Here is a 17,917-nt window from a genome sequence, read left to right on the forward strand (position 1 = left end):
AAACAAATCCTTTAATTCAGCAAAGAATAACTAACTTATGGTATCATAAATTACATGAAGATTATAAAAAAACGAAAGATTTTAACCTTTTTAACTTTAATATTTATTTTCAGCTTCATTATACAGAGCTGTGGATACAAGCTTTATACAAAAGCTGACTTACCTTTTCATGAGCTTTATTTGAGAAATGTTGAAAATCAAACAGTTGAGCCAGGACTTCAGGATAAAATGAGAAAGATTGCCTATCAAACACTTATTGACAATGGCTTTAATCTTACATCATCTGCCAGTAGAGTGCTTGACATTCAGATAAAAAATTATCGTCTGGTTAGTCTTTCAGAAATAGGACTTAATACCGTGGAGTATCAGATTGTTATGGAAGTTAGAGCAATTCTTTATGATGACAAGGGAAAGAAAATAAAAGAGTTTACGCCATCCTCTCCCTTTATAAACTTTTTTAGAACTACAAGGGATTTACCAAGTGTAATTGCTGATAGAGACATTGCTATTAATTCTTTAATAAGAGACATATGCGATGATATGGTAAGAAAGCTTATTTTTGAAACAGAAGACAGGATCAAAGAATGAGAGATTCTTTTCTTGAAATAGAAAAATTTGAACAGGAAATAAAAAAAGGATTTCTCAAATACCTTTATTTTTGCTATGCTCAGGAACAGTTTTTTCTTTTTGAAGCAGGAAGACTTATTCGTAAAAACTTTGATTTAATCTCCATTGAAACATATGACTCACCAGAAGAAGTTGATACAAACTCCTTTGCTTCTGCTTCTTTATTCGCACCCAAAAGAATACTACTTGTATACAATTTTGAAAAGATTAAAAAAACTGAAAAAAGAATGGAATGGCTTCAGAAAATTAAAGCTCAGAGCAATGTATCTGTTAATCTCTTTGTTCTATGCAATGCTTCATACAGGGATATCTCTGAGGAGGTTAATTTTATAAAAAAATCTGCTGAAGGCGGCATTAACAAGGAGAGATTTAATGCTGCAGTTTATAATTTTGATATTCATGAAAGAGACCTTCCAGTATGGATAACCTACAAAGCATCGCAGTTTGGAATATATCTCAAGCCAGATGCAGTTTATTACCTGATTGATATTACAGGCGGGCAGCCTGGTTTGATTTCCTCTGAGATTGAAAAAATATCACTTCTCAGTGATAAGTCTAATATAGGACTTTTTGACATTAAAGATATTCTCACAGAGCTTGGTGAGTTTACAGCTTTTGACCTTGTTGATGCAATAAAGAAAAGGGATAGACAAAGGGCATTCAAACTTCTTGATAAACTTCAAAACATTGAACTAGACATGATTCTTGGAGCATTAAACTGGTATTATACAAATAAAACAGATGCAGATGAAAAAGTTTACTCACTTCTTTACAGAACAAATCTTTCATTAAGACAGGCTCGTAGCTTAAGCCTTGAGATGCTTGTTTATGAGTTGATGAAAGACTGATGTTTAACCCTATGGAAGAAAAGTTAAAAAAAGCCTTTGCAGAACTAAAAAATCAAGACAAACTTCAGATAGAATTTGCCTACTTATTTGGTTCTTATGCACAGGGAACTCAGACCCCCTCAAGTGATATTGATGTAGCAGTTTATTTCAGTTCAGAGCCTTCAGTGGATGATGAACTTTCTATGCATGTTTTTTTAACAAAGCAGCTGAAAACTGACAGAATAGATCTTTTAGTTTTAAATCGAGCGAAAAATTTGATTCTTCTTGAAGAGATCGTGAGAAATGGTAAAGTTGTGTATGATAAAAATTCAGAATTGCGAAAAATGTTTGAATATAAAATAATTCACTCTGCCATTGATTTTAAAACTCAGAGAAAAGTTTTTGCTGGCAGATGAAAGACTCAATCAGAATAAAAATTGAAAAAATTGAGGAGTATTTAAAAATTCTTGAAGCCATAAAAAAGGATTGTCACATAAAGTTTTCTGATCCTCTATACAGGGGAGCACTTTTGCATTATTTGTATTTAACAGCTGATTCCTGTATATCTCTTGCAGAGATGATAATAAGAGATAAGAGTTATAGAACACCTCAAACTTACTCTGAAGCAATAGATATTCTTGGAGAAAATGGAGTAATACCGTCAGATTTTGCCTATGATTTTGCAAGAATTGGAGGTTTGAGAAATTTTCTTGCCCATGACTATGAAAAAGTGGACATGAAAAGAATTTGTGATGAGGTTCTTAAAAAACTTCCAGATGTAAAAAAATATTTAAATTACATTAAAGACTTCATGAATTTCTGATTCTTTCAGCCCACCACAATGCTTTATCAATTATCTCATCTTCATCAACAAATTGATGTCGTCCATTGAGTATCACAGGAATGCCGTTAACAAAAACATCCTCAATGTCAGATGCCTTTGCAGAGTAGATTATCGTTGAATAAATATCATAAACAGGCTGTAAATGGGGCTTTCTTAAGTTCAATAAAATCATGTCAGCTTTTTTGCCAATTTCTATACTTCCTGTTTCATTTTCAATTCCCAATGATTCTGCTGCCCACACTGTAAGCATCTTCATGCATGTTTTAACATCAAGCACTGTTGGGTCTGCTGTAATTCCTTTCTGAACCTTTGCTGCAATTGAAATCTCTTCAAGAAGATCAAGGTTGTTGTTGCTTGCTGCACCATCTGTTCCCATACTTACTTTTACACCTTTTTTGATCATCCTTGCCACAGGTGCAATTCCGCTTGAAAGCTTAAGATTGCTTTCAATGCAATGGGAAACTCCAATGCCTCTTTCAGCCATAATATTAATTTCTTCATCATCAAGCCATACTGAGTGAGCAGCTGTAATTTTCCCTTCAAGAAAGCCTATTTCATCAAGATATTTAACAGGTCTTTTACCATGCTCTTTAATGCATTCCTCAACTTCATGAAATGTTTCACTGAGATGGATATGAATGGGAACACTGTTTTTCAATGCAAGTTCCTTTGATTTAAGAAGCGTTTCCCTGCTACATGTATAAATGGCATGAGGTGCTATAGCAGGAGTAATTAGTTCGTCACTTCCATATTTTTCAATGAATTCCTCAGCTTTTTTAAGATATTCATCAGCACCCTTTCCAGATGCAGTAGGAAAATCAAGAACTCCCTGCCCGATAACTGCCCTTATTCCAAGTTTTTTTGATGCCTCTGCAATTGATTCAGTAAAGAAATACATGTCATTGAAGGTTGTTGTTCCGCTTTTAAGCATCTCAAGTGAAGCAAGCAATGTTCCATCATAAACAAATTCAGGGCTTAAAAATTTTGCCTCTCTGGGCCATATATGCTCAGTAAGCCATTGTTTAAGAGGCAGGTCATCGGCAATGCCTCTGAACAGAACCATTGCAGCGTGTGTATGGGTGTTTATAAATCCTGGCATAAGGACTGAATGGGAGTTGCCATATATAGGAATTGAGGGCTCTTTATATTTTTTTAATATTTCTGTGAACTCAGCAATATCCTTAATTCTTCCCTCTTCAACAACAACTGCTCCATTTTCAATTATTTCATCTTTTTTATTCATTGTAATCAAATACTGTGTGCGCACTATAAAAATCTGTTTCATAACTCCTCCTAAATCCTTATCAATACAGCCATTGCTGTAAATAAAAATACTGTGATGCTTATATATCCATTCATGTTAAAAAAAGCAATATCAAGCTTTGAAAGATCATGGGGTTTTACAAGCCTGTGTTCATGTATGAATAAATAGGCAACCACTGCCATTCCAAGCCAGTAAAATATATTTAGCTTAAAGACTAAACCTGTTAAAACAAGAAAGCTCCATGCTATAAAATGAAAAAGCCTTGCAAGATATATTGCCTTTTTAACCCCAAATATTCGTGGAATGGAATAGATACCGTATTTTTTATCAAAATCCACATCCCAGAGAGCATAGAGGGTGTCAAAGCCTGCAAGCCAGAATACAACTGTCAAAACCATGGGAATTATATCCCAGTTAAAACTTCCCCGCACAGCAATCCATGCTCCAAGTGGTGCAAGGGCAAGTGCTAATCCAAGAACAAAATGGCATGCCCATGTGAATCTCTTTGTGTACGAATATATGAAAAGTATGAAAATAGCCAGAGGTGAAAGTTTAAAACAAAGGGGATTTAGCATCCATGCTGAATAAACAAATATTATGAGACAGAGCAGAGTGAATAAAACTGCTTCCCATAGTTTTATTTTTCCTGCGGGAATCTCACGCTCAGCAGTTCTTGGATTAAGGGCATCTATTTTTCTATCAATTATCCTGTTAAATCCAAATGCACTGGCTCTTGCAGTAACCATTGCAACAGTAATCCAGAGTATCTTTTCAAGCTCTGGAATCCCTCTTGCTGAAAGCAATGCTGCTGCAAATGCAAAGGGAAGGGCAAAAACACTGTGTTCAATTTTAATCATTTTAAGATAAAGAACAGCTTTGTTCAGTATGGACATAGTAAAAATATTATAACATTAATTTTAAATGAGAACTCATTTTTTATGGAGAGGGATGGTGGGAATTGAACCCACTGGAGGACATTGTCCTCCATCACTGGTTTTGCAGACCAGGAGAGACACCAGTCCCACATCCCTCCTGCTAAATTTAAAATAAATATTTCCGAAAAGTAAAATAGATTTTTTCTATTAAAGCCACATTAATTTATCAAAATCTGGCGAAGGAACATGAATTTTTATGAAGCCAAACACTGGAGCACGATCAATTAAATAGCAATTTTTAAAAATCTCCACAAAAAGTGAGATTTCTTCCTGTTTTATTTCTATAACATTAAAGGGCAATTCTATTTCAAATATTTCATCAAAAGCAACAGTCTCTATCTCTTCTTTTTTTACCCATCTTTCATTTTCCTGAATAAAAACTTGAGCCAATTTATTTTTCATGATATCAAAAACTATCTTTATTCTTGAAGGCTCAATAATCTGTATATGTATTTTTAAATCTTTGTAGTCTTTTACTGGCATTTGAGGATCAAGTCTGATAAAAAGACTCTGTCTGTTAAATCCATAATAAAGATAGGAAAATAGGCTTTCTGATTTATGCATGCTTCCCCCAATTCTCTGAAGATTGAATCTTCCTGCTTCAAGCCATTCAAAATATCCTGTTACTTTTCCATCAATTTTCGGATATATAAAGCCCTTTGGCTCAATTTCTGGTTTAATCTCTCTCATCTTTTTACTGATCGGAACATAAAGAAATGCAGGAGGCTCTTTCCCCATTTTTAAAAATACACTCATTAGATGATGTCTATAGATTTCATCAAAAACGTCCTTTGTTTCTGTATAATGTTCATCTCCATACCACCAATTCCAATCACTTCCTTCTGAAATAAATATTTCCTCCCAGCAGTGTGATAAATCTTTATTTGGATTTTCTTTACTGCATGAAAGCAGTTCCTGCCTGACTTTATAAAGATAATCCCAGGAGAGATTATCTTCTTCATGCCCGATCCATATTGAAAAATTTGCTCCAATCCATGATCCAGGAAACACCTTTTTTAAGGATATTGCCCGAGGATTTTCTTGAAGATACTCTGAAAAAGTTACAGTTTTTATATCTTTACTTTTTTGTAGAGTTTCATAAAGCTTTTCAAGAAATTCTATGCCATCATTTTCATAATACTCCCATGCATTTTCTCCATCAAGGATTACAGAAACTATACCAGAACTTGTTGAATCAATAATCCTTTTTAAAAAATCTTCTACTGCTCTTTGAGGCTGCCAGTTTGAGTAAACGAATCCTATCAAATCTGAAAGAATTCTGTCTCTGAAAAAAATCTTTACTCCTTCAAATTCATAAGCCTGGTATAAAATTGAGGGATTAATCAACTTCTCACCATTTCTTAATGTTTCATTTATTGATTTACTCAAAATTTCTTCATCTGTTGCTATCCATTTAATCCCTGCCTTTGCAATCAATCTTATGACTTCCTCACTTACAGAGCCTTCAGAAGGCCACATTCCTTGAGGTTTAAAACCAAAGATTTCTTCAAAATAGGCAATTGCATTCTTTATTTGATTTTCCGCATCTAATGGTGCTTTAAAATTATATTGAGGAAGTAATACTTCAGGCATAGATTCCTTTGCTTTGTAGTTGTCGTAAATAAGAGGAAGAATTGGATGGTAAAAAGGAGAAACAGTGAGTTCAATCTGTCCTGAAAGAGCCATTTCTTTATAGGCAGGAATGATTTGTTTTATAAGTTCAAGATGTTTTTCAAGAAGCAGTCTTTTTTCTTCTTCTGTGAAATTCTCTCCTTTTTTCTCCAATTCTTTTAAAAAAGGGTCTCTTTGTCTGTGAAATGGATCTATCCACACAAGATTAAAAAGAACCTGAAGATCTCTTAATTCCTGTGGAGTAAATTTTTTTGACAGCTTTAAAGGATCTCCATATATTTTACCCCTTTTTTCAAGTAATTCTTTGTATCTTGGAAAAGCACCAACCATGGTTTTCCAGTTTGCAAGGAAAAAGTTTTCAAGAATAAAAGCTTTTTGCTCTTCATTAAGCTCTTCTGAAGGAACAAGGGAGTATTCAAAAAAAATATCAGTTACACCAGCTTCATACTCTTTAAGTTGTTTTAAAAGGGATGGAACAAGATTAAAGCTTACTTTTACTTGAGGAAAATTTTTCAAAATAAGAAGCATATCAAGATAGTCTTTTGTAGCATGAAGCCTTACCCATGGTAGTACAAATTTATTTTTTAATGGATCGTAATAGTAAGGTTGATGCATATGCCAGAGAATTGCTAAATTAATGCTCATTTTTCTTCTTTTTGAAATTGAAAAACCATTTCTCCTGGCTTAATAACTCCAAATTTTTCTCTGGCATATTTTTCCATGTAAGAAGGATCTTTTTTTAACAGTTCTATCTCATTTTTTAGGGTATTATTTTCCATTGAAATTCGGTTAATTTCTTTAATAAGCCTTTGTTCATTTTTTTTCAACTCAAGGTACTTTAAATAGCCCATATCTCCAAATAAAAAACTGTAAGCAAGAAATAGGATGATCAGGAACAACAGAAAGAAAAATATTCTGTCATTTCTTTTTTTCTCTCTTAAAAGTTGTTCCTTAAGAGGCTTCATTCTAAAGATCCAGATTATAAAAGGCTGAAAGACCCTTGAACTGAGCTACATCAGCAAGTTCCTCCTCTATCTGTAAAAGTCTATTGTATTTTCCGATTCTTTCTCCCCTTGAAAGAGACCCTGTTTTTATAAAACCTGTATTGCAGGCAACTGAAAGGTCTGCTATTGTTGTATCTTCTGTTTCACCAGAACGATGAGATACAACTGCAGTATATTTATTGGTTTTTGTGAGTTCAATTGCTTCAAGGGTTTCAGAAACTGTACCAATCTGATTAAGTTTAATCAGAATTGAGTTCGCAATTCCTCTTTTCATTGCTTCTTTAATGATTTTAGGATTTGTAACAACAAGGTCATCTGCCACAATTTGAATTCTATTTTTAAGTCTCTGACTAAGTAGTTCCCATCCTTCCCAATCAGATTCACTCATTCCGTCTTCTATTGAAATTACAGGATATTTATCAATCAAAGCTTCATAATAATCCACCATATCTTTAGAACTTAGTTTTTTACCTTCCACTGTATAAAATCCTTCAGAGAAAAACTCTGATGCAGCAGGATCTAATGCAATATAAATATCTTTTCCAGGTTCATATCCTGCTTCTTTTATTGCTTCAATAATCAACTGAATTGCCTCTTCATTACTTTTAAGCATTGGAGCAAATCCACCCTCATCTCCAACTGATGTGCTCAATCCCTTCTTTTTAAGTAAAGTTTTCAAAGTATGGAAAACCTCAACTCCTGCTCTGAGAGCTTGAGAAAACTTTGTAAAACCAGCAGGAACAATCATAAACTCCTGAATATCAAGATTGTTGTCTGCATGAACTCCTCCATTTATTATATTCATCATTGGAACCGGTAAAACTTTTGCATTTGTTCCACCGAGATATCTGTAAAGGGATACTCCGAGTTCTTCTGCAGAAGCCTTACAAACAGCCATTGATACTGCTAAAATTGCATTGGCACCAAGTCTGCTTTTGTTTTCTGTTCCGTCAAGCTCTATTAGAAATTTATCAATTCCTTCCTGATCAAGAGATTCCATTCCAACAATGTTTGGCGCTATTTCATTTGTTATATTTTCAACTGCTTTTTGAACTCCTTTGCCAAAATATCTTTTTTTATCGCCATCTCTAAGCTCAAGAGCCTCTTTTGTTCCAGTAGATGCTCCTGAAGGAACTGTTGCTGTTGCTTTGACTCCACTGTCAAGGTAAACATCAACTTGAACTGTGGGATTACCTCTTGAATCAAGAACTTCCCTTCCAATTATATCAATAATTTCTCCCATGATAAATCCTCCTTTTGAATAAAGTTTAACTATAATATCTCAAAATAACAAATTCAATCAATGCAGTAAAAAATATTACAATGCAGCCAAGAATGATTCTCCTGTAAAATCCTGTTATATCTGCTTTGAAGTATTCCCTTGTAAGAATTAAACAAAGATGAAGAGGAGAAAGAAGCACTCCTACATATCCTGAGACAAAAGCAATAGAGATTTCATAGGGCAATGTTTCTTTTAAATGGATCAGCAAAGGAAAGGTGCTTCCTACAAATCCTATATTCAGTCCTGTGATAAATCCAATAAACAAAGGTAGCGTAATAAAAACAATCAGATAAGGGATTCCTGACTGCGTTATTGCAGTTGCAATTCCATCTACAGCTTTTGAGGCTTGAAGCATCTCCTTAAAAATAATTACTCCAGCCACAAGGATGAAAACATCTGCAGTAAAACCATACTTTATGATTGATAGAGTTTCTTTAATGCTTTTTTTGTTATAAATACACACTATCAAAAGGTTTGTAATGAGAGCTATGTAAAGGTCAACTTTGAAAACTATTACAGGCAAAAGAACCAGAACTATTGGAACAAAGCTTATTAAGCCTTTAAAAGATGTGGTTTTATTTATTTTTTTCTCATTCTTTACACCCCGCATGCTTAAGAATAAACCTACAATAAAAAGTACCACTGCAACTGGAAGATTTAAAAGTATTAATTTTCTCAAAGAAACACCTGAAATTGCTGAAGCAAGAACTATACCAGGATAAAGAGGTAAAATAAGTTCCCAGGGGTGTCTATACCAGTAGTTTATAAATGCTTTTTCTTCCTTTGGCATATTGATATTTTTTGTAGCTGAATCAACCATTGGTGCTGAAAGATAAGCTCCTCCGAGAGACGGTAACATTCCAATTATAAAAGGCATTGATAGTATTGAAAGTTTTTTGTTATTAAGCAAGGTTTGAGATGTTTCTGTCATTTTTTGCATTAATCCTGTTTGTCTTAAAGCATACTCAAAGGATTTTATCAAAGTGAGTGAGAGAAAAAGGTTTATGAAAGTAGAGGAACTAAAACTTTTGATAATTATGTATGGTAAACTTTTAAAATCAAAAGAATAAAAAACTAAAAATATCAAAGAACCAGACAAGAGAGCATATCCAACGCTTATTTTTTTCCTGAGCAAAAAGAGAATAAAAAGAAAAATAAGAGAAACTTTGATGATATCAATCATCTTATTTTGTGAATTGCCTCACCAAAAATGTCTTTAATTGCTTCACCAACGCATTCAGAAAGGGTAGGGTGAGAATGAATTAAATCCTTTAAATCTTTTGCTTTTGCTTTAAGTTTTACAGCTGCTGCAAGCTCATGAATAAGTTCAGAAGCAAATGCACCAGCTATATGGGCTCCAATGATAATGTCAGATTCTCTATCTGCAATTATTTTTACGAATCCATCAATTTCTCCAATAATATGAGCTTTGCCTGAAGCTCTGAATGGAAAAATTCCTTTTTTAATATCAATTCCTTTTTCAATTGCCTCAGATTCCTTTAATCCAACAGAGGCAATTTCTGTAACTGTATAAATTGTTGAAGGGATTACACTGTAGTCCATTTTTTCACTGTATCCCATTGCATTTTTTGCAGCCACTTCTGCTTCTCTGTATGCAACATGGGCAAGTAGCCACTGTCCTGTGACATCACCGGCTGCAAAGATATTTTCATTATTTGTTTGCATCTTATCATTTACAATAATTTCTCTTTTACCACCAAGTTTGATTTCAGAAGTCTGAATACACTCGGTGTTAAAAGCTCTTCCAACAGAAACAAGAACAACTTCTGATGTCACATTTTTTCCATTAGAAAGAGTTATCTGAACTGAATTATCAATTTCTTTTAGATCTTCAATTCTTACACCCACATGAAACTCTATTTTTTTCTTTTTAAGAAGTTTTTCCAATTCTCTGGATACATCCTCATCTTCCATTGGTAAAACTCTTGGCATTAGTTCCACCAGGGTAACTTTACTTCCAAGAAGATGAAATATCCATGCAAATTCACATCCTATAGCACCTGCACCAATGATTGTGATAGATTCAGGTATTTTTTTAAGTTTCCATAAGTCATCACTTGAGAGTATTTTTTCTCCATCAAAATTAAGCATAGGAAGCTCTCTGGGTCTTGAACCTGTAGCAATGATTATTTTATCTGTCTGAAGTTTTTCTCCTGTGCTTTTTAAAAACACTGTTTTTGGATTAATTAACTCTGCTTCAGATTTGATAATTTTTACTCCTGCCTGCTTTAGCAGCATCATAAGTCCTTTTTTTTGCGTATCAACTACTTTATCCTTTTTTTCCATTAAAATCTGTAAATCCATTGAGGAAAAAGCTTCTTTAAGATTGTGAATTACTGTTTTTGTGGGAATACAGCCTTTGCTGAGGCATGTTCCGCCAATTTCTTCTTTTTCAATAAGAAATACCTCTGCCCCCATTCTTCTCATAACAAGGGCAGAGACATAACCAGCAGGTCCTCCTCCAACTACAGTGGCTTTCATTATCTTTCTTCTTCAAGATAACTTTCATAATCTTCATAATCCATTAAATCTTCCAATTCCTGAGGATTGTCCATTTCAATTACAGCAATCCAGCCTTTTCCATAAGGGTCTTCATTAATAATTTCTGGATGATCAATTAGTTCTTCATTTACCTCAACTACCATGCCAGTTACTGGAGCTATTACAGGAGAAGATGTTTTTGTTGACTCAATCTCTGCCATTTCAGTACCTGCTTCTACATGAGTATCAACCTCTGGAAGCTCAATATAAATAATATCTCCAAGTGATTCCTGCGCATAATCTGTAATTCCCACCTTTACCTTTTTGCTTCTGCCTGATAGTTTCACCCAAGTATGCTCTTTGTGAAATTTGTAGTTTTCTAAAGTCATTTTCCCTCCATTTAAAAAGTTTTTATTCTGATTATTTAATTTGACAGGAAATAATTTGTCAAGTCTATTTTATTCTTTTTATCTTTGCACCGAGTTGGATGAGTTTTTTATCAAGCTCTTCATAACCTCGGTCAAGATGGTAAATTCTATCAATAATGGTTTCTCCTTCAGCAATTAATCCTGCAATTACAAGTGAGGCTGAGGCTCTTAAATCAGTTGCCATTACAGGAGCGGCTTTAAGCTTTTTAACTCCTCTCACAGTGGCAGTATTACCTTCCACTGTTATATCTGCTCCCATTCTTCTTAGTTCTGCCACATGCATGAACCTATTTTCAAAGATCGTTTCTTTTATAACACTGGTTCCATTTGCCACTGTCATCATTGCCATAAACTGTGCCTGCATATCAGTGGGAAATCCTGGATAAGGCATTGTTTTTATGTCAACGGCTTCAGGTCTTTTTGGTCCAATTACTCTCAAGCCATCTTTTGTTTGTTTAAAGCTTACTCCTGCATCCTTCATTTTAACCATTATAGCATCAATATGCTCAATTCTGCATCCTTTAAGTGTTATATCTCCTCCTGAGGCACCAGCAATTGCAATAAATGTGCCTGTTTCTATTCTATCAGGAATAATTTCGTATTCATAAGGAGGCTTAAGTTCGTTTACGCCTTCTATTTGTATAATGCTTGTTCCAGCACCTTCTATTTTAGCTCCCATGAGTATTAAATAATTAGCAAGATCAACAACTTCTGGCTCTTTTGCAGCATTTTCAAGAACTGTAGTGCCTTTTGCCAGTGTTGCAGCCATCATGAGATTTTCTGTTCCAGTTACTGTTGGAATATCAAAATATATTTTGGCTCCTTTAAGTCTTGATGCTCTGGCAATGATATAACCTTTTTCAAGAGATATCTTAGCTCCCATCTTTTCAAGTCCTGATAAATGAAGATTTACAGGTCTTGCTCCAATTGCACATCCACCTGGCAAAGAAACTTTTGCTCTGCCAAATCTTGCTACAAGAGGTCCAAGCACTAAAATTGATGCTCGCATTGTTTTAACAAGCTCATATGGAGCCTCAAATTTATTTATTTTTGAAGTATTTATTTTACAGAAATCGTTAAATTCAACAGTTCCTCCTATTCTTTTAATTAGTTCTGTCATCGTTAAAACATCTTTTAGTCTTGGAATTTTTTTAAGAGTATGCACTCCTTGAGCAAGTAAAGAAGATGCCATGATTGGAAGTGCTGCATTTTTTGCTCCACTTATTGTTACTGTGCCTTTTAATGGCATTCCACCAGAAATAAGTAGCTTATCCATGTTAAATATATTAAACTAAAATAAGGGGATAAGAAAACATGCTTACAATAGATGATGTAATTAAAAAGGTTTTACAGTATAGACCTAAAGCTAATGTTGAGCTTATAAGAAGGGCTTATATTTTTTCAAGAGAAGCCCATTGTTCCCAGACAAGAAAAGAAGGAATTCCTTACATATACCATCCTCTGGCTGTGGCAGATATACTTGCTGATATGAAACTTGACTCCACCACGATTGCAGCAGGGCTTCTTCATGACACTGTGGAAGATGCGGAGATGACAATTGATGATATAAGTGAAATTTTTAATCCTGATGTGGCTTTTTTGGTTGATGCTGTTACAAAATTAAGTAAACTTCAGTTTTCCACTGTAGAGGAGGCTCAAGCAGAGAGTTTCAGAAAGATGTTCCTTGCCATGTCAAAGGATATAAGGGTGATTCTCATAAAGTTTGCTGATAGACTTCATAATATGAGAACTATTGAATTTCTTCCTGTAGAGAAACAGAAAAGAATAGCAAAAGAAACTCTTGAGATATATGCTCCGCTTGCAAACAGACTGGGAATTGGATGGATGCGAACTGAGTTTGAAGATCTTTCATTTAAAGTTCTTTATCCTGAGGAATATGAAGATCTTGTCAGAAAAGTAGCAAAAAGAAAGGAAGATCAACAGGCATATATTGATAATGTCATTAAAATTCTCTCAGAGAAAATTAAAGCAATGAATATTCCATTTAAGATATATGGAAGAGTAAAACACTACTTTGGAATATATCAGAAGATGATTAAGCAAAAAATCTCTTTTGAGCAGGTCTATGATGTAATAGGAATAAGAATTATTACTGATACAATACCTCATTGTTATGATATTTTAGGGATTATTCATTCATTGTGGACACTGATACCAGGAAGATTTAAAGATTTTATAAGTCTTCCTAAGTCTAATTATTATCAGTCTCTTCATACAACTGTTATTGGTCCAGGTGGAGAAAGAGTGGAATTTCAGATCAGAACAGAGGAGATGGATATAATTGCTGAGGAAGGTATTGCTGCTCACTGGAGATACAAAGAAAGAAAAGATTTAACTGAAAGAGAAGCAAAGCTTGTATCCTGGCTCAGAGATTTAATTAAAGAAATATCTGATCCAAAGGAACTTCTTGATGCAGTAAAAGCTGAGGTTGTACCTGATACAATCTATGTTTTTACACCAAAAGGAGATGTGAAAGAACTTCCAGTTGGCTCAACACCAGTAGATTTTGCCTATTCAATACATTCTGAAGTAGGAGCTAAATGTGCAGGAGCAAAAGTTAACGGTAGAATAGTTCCGCTTAACTATCAACTTCAAAGTGGAGATGTCGTAGAAATAATAACAAGCCCCAATCAAAAACCAAGAAAAGATTGGTTACAATTTGTTGTTACTCAAAGAGCAAAAAACAGAATAAAGCATTTTCTTAGACAGGAAGAAAGACAACAGGGAATTGATATAGGCAAACAGTTAGTGGAAGCAGAGTTACGTAAACATGGAATTCAACCAGTTATCCTTAAAAATGAAAAAATGGAAGAAGTTTTACAGGCTTTTTCTGTTCAGAGTCTTGAAGATTTGTATCTTCTTATAGGGCACGGCAAAATATCTGTGCATCAAGTTGTAAATAAATTGTCTCCTGAGATTACCAAAGAAGAATTTGTTATTGCTAAAAAAACCATTCATAGAAAAGACCATAAGCAATTTATTTCTCTTAAAGGAGTAGATGAAGTCCTATATCACATAGCAAAGTGTTGCATGCCTGTGCCAGGAGATGAAATAATAGGCTTTATTACAAGAGGAAAGGGTATTTCAGTGCACAGAAAAGATTGCACCAATGTTAAGCATATGGAGCCTGATAGATTAATAGAGGTATTCTGGACAGCTGATGATAGTTCAAAAGTTCAAACAAAAATTAGTATAGAATGCGTTGATAAACCAGGTATTCTTGCCACACTTACAGGGCTCTTGTCAGCAAATCAGGTTAATATAACTCAGGTAAAAGCCAACTCCACATCTGATAAGAGAGCATTAATTGACTTTACCATTGAAGTAAAAGATAGAGGTCATCTCTCAGATATTATCAATAAAATAAAACAGATCAGCGAAGTTTTATCAGTCAAAAGATAGTTTTATAGCACCTTTTCTTATTACCATAGGAGGATCAACTGTTGTATCCACAATTGTTGAAGGTATCCCTAAAAGTTTTCCTCCATCAATAATAAGATCAATTTGTGCTTCTTTAAAATACTCAATTACAGTTTCAATGCAGTCTGCTGCAGGAAAATCTGATATGTTTGCGGATGTTGCTGTAATGGGAAAGGGAGATTCTTTAATTAATTTTAATGCAAAAGAGTCTCCAGGCATTCTAACTGCCACTTTTCCATCCTTTGTTATTTCTTCAGGTAGATTTTTTCTGGCAGGTAAAAGCAAAGTCAAAGGACCTGGCCAGAAGTTTTCAATAAGCTTTTGTGCTACTGAAGGTATAAACTCAGCAACAATCTCAAGATGTTTTAAGTTGACAATTAGCGGAAAACTTTTCTCTGGAGGTCTTTTCTTGATTTCAAAGATTTTTTTGAGGCTCTTTTTACTGTTATATTTTGCTCCTATTCCATAAAGAGTTTCAGTGGGATAGATGATTATCCCGTCATTTTCAAGAATTTTAAGAACTTCTTTAATGTTTATTTCTTCGGTTTTTGTGAGTTTCATTTAATTCTTCAAGTAAAACTTTAAGTTTTCTGTGCTCTTCCTTTGAAATTTCTCTATCTTTAAAATATATTTTTTCATATTCTCTGACAAACTTTTCTGCTTTAAGTTTCACTTCAGCATCATGAATTTTAGAGACAAATTCTTCCAATCCCTCATATTTTTTTCTTTCAAATCCCTGTTTTTTCATTATACTAAAAAATCTGTTTAGCAGATCTCTTTTTTTATTGAAGTCTTGATAGATTCTAAAAAATACATAAAGAATGCCTGTAGCCATTAAAATTAAAAGAATTTTTTTAGTAAATTTAATCTCTGGAATCTTTATGGATCTTGCCAATTTAAACTGAGCCTTTATATCATAATCAAGAACAATACTGTTCCAGAGATAATCAATTATATGGAAAATAACAGACTCGTGAGTTCTATACATTTTCCCTGATGGATCAAATCTATGCCATTGTCCATCAATCCATGCTTCAACCCATAAATGGGCATCAGAGGCTCTTACTATGTAATATCCACCAAATTCATTGTATGTTCCTCCTTTAAATCCTCCAACAACTCTTGATGGAATACCTTTAATTCTGAGCATTAAAGCCATAGCTGTTGCAAAGTATTCACAATTGCCTTTCTTTTTGTGGAATAAAAAATCTTCTACAGAATCCTCTCCCGTCGGAAGATCCTTAAGAGAATATTGATAGCTGCTTAAAAATTTTAAGATAGTTTCTGCTATTTCCTGTTTTCGTAATACTCCTTTGGTAATTTCCTGTGTTAGATTTATAATGTTCTTTGAAATACTTTCTGGAATTTCACGATATGCAGATAAAACAGTAGATTCTTTTAAATGATAGTTTATGAAAGATGTGGCAGAGTATTTTATTGTTTTTTCTGGTGAAAATTTCATTCTGTAAGTTCCTGGATACTCTATGAAAATCTCTGGCATATAAATCTTTAATGGATAGTCAAGCACTGGAAGATACTGTTCGGTAAACGGTTCTAAAGTCACAGTATAGTTTATTTTTTCTCCATAAACAGTGGTATTTTGTTTTTCAGAAACTCTTTTGTGCCACCTTTTACCATCAAAGGTATCAAATGTGATTACTCTCCAGTAAAGTTCCTGAGATAATCTTTCCATTTTTACTCTCATTATTATTGTTTTGTCTTCTTCTATATCCTTTACAGAGCCAAGATTTACAGTGGAGGAAAATCCTGTTTTTGTTTTGCTGAAACCTATATCCATAAGGGGAACAGGTGTTCTTGGTAGAATCACAAAAAATAATGCACTTAAAGGAATTGAGACAAAGGAGATAAATATGGCAACTTTGAAAAGATTTATAAATCTTTCAAAATCTATAAAATCTTCCTTAACTTCTTTCATGTATGTAAGAAGCAAGATTGCAAAAATTGTACAGATAAGCATCAGAAGAACTCTTATAAGAAATATCCATGAAATATTAAAAAGTGAAGAACTTCCAAGTAAAAGCAGAGAAAGAAGATAAATCTGAAAATACTCTCTTGAGCTTTTTTTGCTAAGAAATCTTATTGAAAGAATGAGTGTTAGAGCTTCTATGGATGGCAAAAGAATATCTTCTAATGAAAAACTTAAAAATGGCATGATAATCAAACCAATGGATATAAAATTAAGTAGCCATACAGGTAAAAAAATTTTTTTGATATGTAAAAATATTGAAACAACAATTATCAAGAGAAATATCAAATTTACATAAAATGAAATGTATGAAATGATAGCTGTAAAAGGTATCAAAGCAATTAAAATACTGAGAACAAAAATGATATTCTGAGCTTTAGTTTGAGTTATAAACTGCAAGAGCATAAAGCATTCTCCTTAGGTGAGATTGTCCTGTTTCTGGAGGATAAAATTCATTGCCGATTTTTAATCCTGCAGGATTTCCTATCTTTGTAAGTTCAATTAAAGCATAAGTTGCTTTACTGATTTTTTCTTCAAGGTTACCTGAAAAATCACTCAAATTCACAACAACTGGGTTTCCTGAAGGAGGTGTAAACTCTTTTGTTTTAAGGGAAGATGTTTTAGCAGTTGCTTTCCAGTGAATGTATTTTATAGGGTCTCCAAGAGTATAGTCTCTTACTCCAGTAATTTCACCTTCATATGATTTTCCTTTTGAGATGATTGAATCTATCTTTGTTTTACCGTCTGAAACTAAAAAGGATATATCACATTTTAAAGGATAAGGAAATACTGTAAATTCAAGATTTACTGGAACATTTCTTGTTCTTCTAAAAAAATAAAAGGGAAAGTATGATGAAATTGTTACTTCATTGATAGAATGTCTACCTCTTTCAGGAAATGTTAAATTTACAATGGAAATTCTTTCTCCTTTTAGATAAGAAATAACAGCCTCCTCATTGAAAACTTTGATTCTTAAAAGAAAAAGTCCGAAAAAATACCTATTTTTCGCTCTTATTCTGAAGTTTGCAGGCTTTAATGCAAAGATATCCTGTGAAGGCGTGATTGAAACATCAATATTCTTTAGATTAAAAAAGGCAACAATACCGCTCAAAGCCATAATGCTCAAAAGAAAAGAAACTATCAA

Annotated in this window: 17 protein-coding genes and 1 tRNA gene; 5 read left to right on the plus strand and 13 right to left on the minus strand. The window is 33.6% G+C overall.

The annotated features are described in order from the left end of the window. Positions 1-54 precede the first annotated feature (54 nt). From lptE to hepT, 4 genes are read left to right on the plus strand one after another with little or no spacing between them, the layout of a single operon-like run. On the plus strand, positions 55-588 hold the full coding sequence (gene lptE, locus ACYQ3X_RS03410) for an LPS assembly lipoprotein LptE (RefSeq protein WP_460180428.1): 534 nt from the start codon (positions 55-57) through the stop codon (positions 586-588). Continuing rightward, positions 585-1,475, plus strand: a complete 891-nt coding sequence (holA, locus tag ACYQ3X_RS03415; protein ID WP_460180429.1) for a DNA polymerase III subunit delta — start codon at positions 585-587, stop codon at positions 1,473-1,475. The genes lptE and holA overlap by 4 nt, the downstream gene beginning before the upstream one ends. 11 nt (positions 1,476-1,486) lie before the next feature. Next, on the plus strand, positions 1,487-1,870 hold the full coding sequence (gene mntA / locus ACYQ3X_RS03420; protein ID WP_460180430.1) for a type VII toxin-antitoxin system MntA family adenylyltransferase antitoxin: 384 nt from the start codon (positions 1,487-1,489) through the stop codon (positions 1,868-1,870). Continuing rightward, a complete protein-coding gene (gene hepT, locus ACYQ3X_RS03425; RefSeq protein ID WP_460180431.1) occupies positions 1,867-2,277 on the plus strand; it encodes a type VII toxin-antitoxin system HepT family RNase toxin in 411 nt (136 codons plus the stop codon). Before mntA ends, hepT begins: the two co-directional genes overlap by 4 nt. Here hepT and ACYQ3X_RS03430 read toward each other — a convergent pair. From ACYQ3X_RS03430 to murA, 10 genes are all read right to left on the minus strand, one after another. Further along, on the minus strand, positions 2,264-3,583 hold the full coding sequence (locus ACYQ3X_RS03430; RefSeq protein WP_460180432.1) for an amidohydrolase family protein: 1,320 nt from the start codon (positions 3,581-3,583) through the stop codon (positions 2,264-2,266). The two genes, hepT and ACYQ3X_RS03430, sit on opposite strands and share 14 nt — an antisense overlap. Before the next feature lie 8 nt (positions 3,584-3,591). Beyond that, entirely contained in the window at positions 3,592-4,455 is an 864-nt protein-coding gene (locus ACYQ3X_RS03435) for a UbiA-like polyprenyltransferase (protein WP_460180433.1), read from the minus strand. 46 nt (positions 4,456-4,501) lie between these two features. Further along, positions 4,502-4,594 (minus strand) — tRNA-OTHER (locus ACYQ3X_RS03440). A gap of 50 nt (positions 4,595-4,644) precedes the next feature. Beyond that, on the minus strand, positions 4,645-6,774 hold the full coding sequence (locus ACYQ3X_RS03445) for a glycoside hydrolase family 57 protein (RefSeq protein ID WP_460180434.1): 2,130 nt from the start codon (positions 6,772-6,774) through the stop codon (positions 4,645-4,647). Then, on the minus strand, positions 6,771-7,094 hold the full coding sequence (locus ACYQ3X_RS03450; protein WP_460180435.1) for an FtsB family cell division protein: 324 nt from the start codon (positions 7,092-7,094) through the stop codon (positions 6,771-6,773). Before ACYQ3X_RS03450 ends, ACYQ3X_RS03445 begins: the two co-directional genes overlap by 4 nt. A 1-nt stretch (position 7,095) precedes the next feature. Beyond that, the gene (eno, locus tag ACYQ3X_RS03455; RefSeq protein WP_460180436.1) at positions 7,096-8,376 is read right to left on the minus strand and encodes a phosphopyruvate hydratase; all 1,281 of its coding nucleotides are present in this window, start codon (positions 8,374-8,376) and stop codon (positions 7,096-7,098) included. A gap of 25 nt (positions 8,377-8,401) precedes the next feature. Beyond that, positions 8,402-9,598, minus strand: a complete 1,197-nt coding sequence (locus tag ACYQ3X_RS03460; protein ID WP_460180437.1) for a DUF401 family protein — start codon at positions 9,596-9,598, stop codon at positions 8,402-8,404. Further along, positions 9,595-10,917: a dihydrolipoyl dehydrogenase gene (gene lpdA / locus ACYQ3X_RS03465; RefSeq protein ID WP_460180438.1), complete on the minus strand. Its 1,323-nt coding sequence runs from the start codon at positions 10,915-10,917 to the stop codon at positions 9,595-9,597. The genes ACYQ3X_RS03460 and lpdA overlap by 4 nt, the downstream gene beginning before the upstream one ends. Beyond that, on the minus strand, positions 10,917-11,306 hold the full coding sequence (gene gcvH, locus ACYQ3X_RS03470) for a glycine cleavage system protein GcvH (protein WP_460180439.1): 390 nt from the start codon (positions 11,304-11,306) through the stop codon (positions 10,917-10,919). The genes lpdA and gcvH overlap by 1 nt, the downstream gene beginning before the upstream one ends. A gap of 64 nt (positions 11,307-11,370) precedes the next feature. After that, the gene (murA, locus tag ACYQ3X_RS03475) at positions 11,371-12,621 is read right to left on the minus strand and encodes a UDP-N-acetylglucosamine 1-carboxyvinyltransferase (RefSeq protein ID WP_460180440.1); all 1,251 of its coding nucleotides are present in this window, start codon (positions 12,619-12,621) and stop codon (positions 11,371-11,373) included. Positions 12,622-12,659: 38 nt separating this feature from the next. Here murA and ACYQ3X_RS03480 point away from each other — a divergent pair, with 38 nt between their 5' ends. Further along, positions 12,660-14,768 (plus strand): RelA/SpoT family protein, encoded by a 2,109-nt coding sequence (locus ACYQ3X_RS03480; RefSeq protein ID WP_460180441.1) that lies wholly within the window; start codon positions 12,660-12,662, stop codon positions 14,766-14,768. Here ACYQ3X_RS03480 and ACYQ3X_RS03485 read toward each other — a convergent pair. From ACYQ3X_RS03485 to ACYQ3X_RS03495, 3 genes are read right to left on the minus strand one after another with little or no spacing between them, the layout of a single operon-like run. Next, on the minus strand, positions 14,754-15,347 hold the full coding sequence (locus ACYQ3X_RS03485) for an L-threonylcarbamoyladenylate synthase (protein WP_460180442.1): 594 nt from the start codon (positions 15,345-15,347) through the stop codon (positions 14,754-14,756). The two genes, ACYQ3X_RS03480 and ACYQ3X_RS03485, sit on opposite strands and share 15 nt — an antisense overlap. Then, positions 15,313-17,178, minus strand: coding sequence for a transglutaminase family protein (locus ACYQ3X_RS03490; protein ID WP_460180443.1), 1,866 nt, complete (start codon positions 17,176-17,178; stop codon positions 15,313-15,315). Before ACYQ3X_RS03490 ends, ACYQ3X_RS03485 begins: the two co-directional genes overlap by 35 nt. Next, a complete protein-coding gene (locus ACYQ3X_RS03495) occupies positions 17,150-17,917 on the minus strand; it encodes a DUF58 domain-containing protein (RefSeq protein ID WP_460180444.1) in 768 nt (255 codons plus the stop codon). The genes ACYQ3X_RS03490 and ACYQ3X_RS03495 overlap by 29 nt, the downstream gene beginning before the upstream one ends.

The organism is Thermodesulfovibrio sp. TK110 (assembly GCF_054658355.1).

Coding starts and splice junctions, on each gene's coding strand:
- lptE (WP_460180428.1), top strand. CDS start 55: ATGAAGATTATAAAAAAACGAAAGATTTTAACCTTTTTAACTTTAATA.
- holA (WP_460180429.1), top strand. CDS start 585: ATGAGAGATTCTTTTCTTGAAATAGAAAAATTTGAACAGGAAATAAAA.
- mntA (WP_460180430.1), top strand. CDS start 1,487: ATGGAAGAAAAGTTAAAAAAAGCCTTTGCAGAACTAAAAAATCAAGAC.
- hepT (WP_460180431.1), top strand. CDS start 1,867: ATGAAAGACTCAATCAGAATAAAAATTGAAAAAATTGAGGAGTATTTA.
- ACYQ3X_RS03430 (WP_460180432.1), bottom strand. CDS start 3,583: ATGAAACAGATTTTTATAGTGCGCACACAGTATTTGATTACAATGAAT.
- ACYQ3X_RS03435 (WP_460180433.1), bottom strand. CDS start 4,455: ATGTCCATACTGAACAAAGCTGTTCTTTATCTTAAAATGATTAAAATT.
- ACYQ3X_RS03445 (WP_460180434.1), bottom strand. CDS start 6,774: ATGAGCATTAATTTAGCAATTCTCTGGCATATGCATCAACCTTACTAT.
- ACYQ3X_RS03450 (WP_460180435.1), bottom strand. CDS start 7,094: ATGAAGCCTCTTAAGGAACAACTTTTAAGAGAGAAAAAAAGAAATGAC.
- eno (WP_460180436.1), bottom strand. CDS start 8,376: ATGGGAGAAATTATTGATATAATTGGAAGGGAAGTTCTTGATTCAAGA.
- ACYQ3X_RS03460 (WP_460180437.1), bottom strand. CDS start 9,598: ATGATTGATATCATCAAAGTTTCTCTTATTTTTCTTTTTATTCTCTTT.
- lpdA (WP_460180438.1), bottom strand. CDS start 10,917: ATGAAAGCCACTGTAGTTGGAGGAGGACCTGCTGGTTATGTCTCTGCC.
- gcvH (WP_460180439.1), bottom strand. CDS start 11,306: ATGACTTTAGAAAACTACAAATTTCACAAAGAGCATACTTGGGTGAAA.
- murA (WP_460180440.1), bottom strand. CDS start 12,621: ATGGATAAGCTACTTATTTCTGGTGGAATGCCATTAAAAGGCACAGTA.
- ACYQ3X_RS03480 (WP_460180441.1), top strand. CDS start 12,660: ATGCTTACAATAGATGATGTAATTAAAAAGGTTTTACAGTATAGACCT.
- ACYQ3X_RS03485 (WP_460180442.1), bottom strand. CDS start 15,347: ATGAAACTCACAAAAACCGAAGAAATAAACATTAAAGAAGTTCTTAAA.
- ACYQ3X_RS03490 (WP_460180443.1), bottom strand. CDS start 17,178: ATGCTCTTGCAGTTTATAACTCAAACTAAAGCTCAGAATATCATTTTT.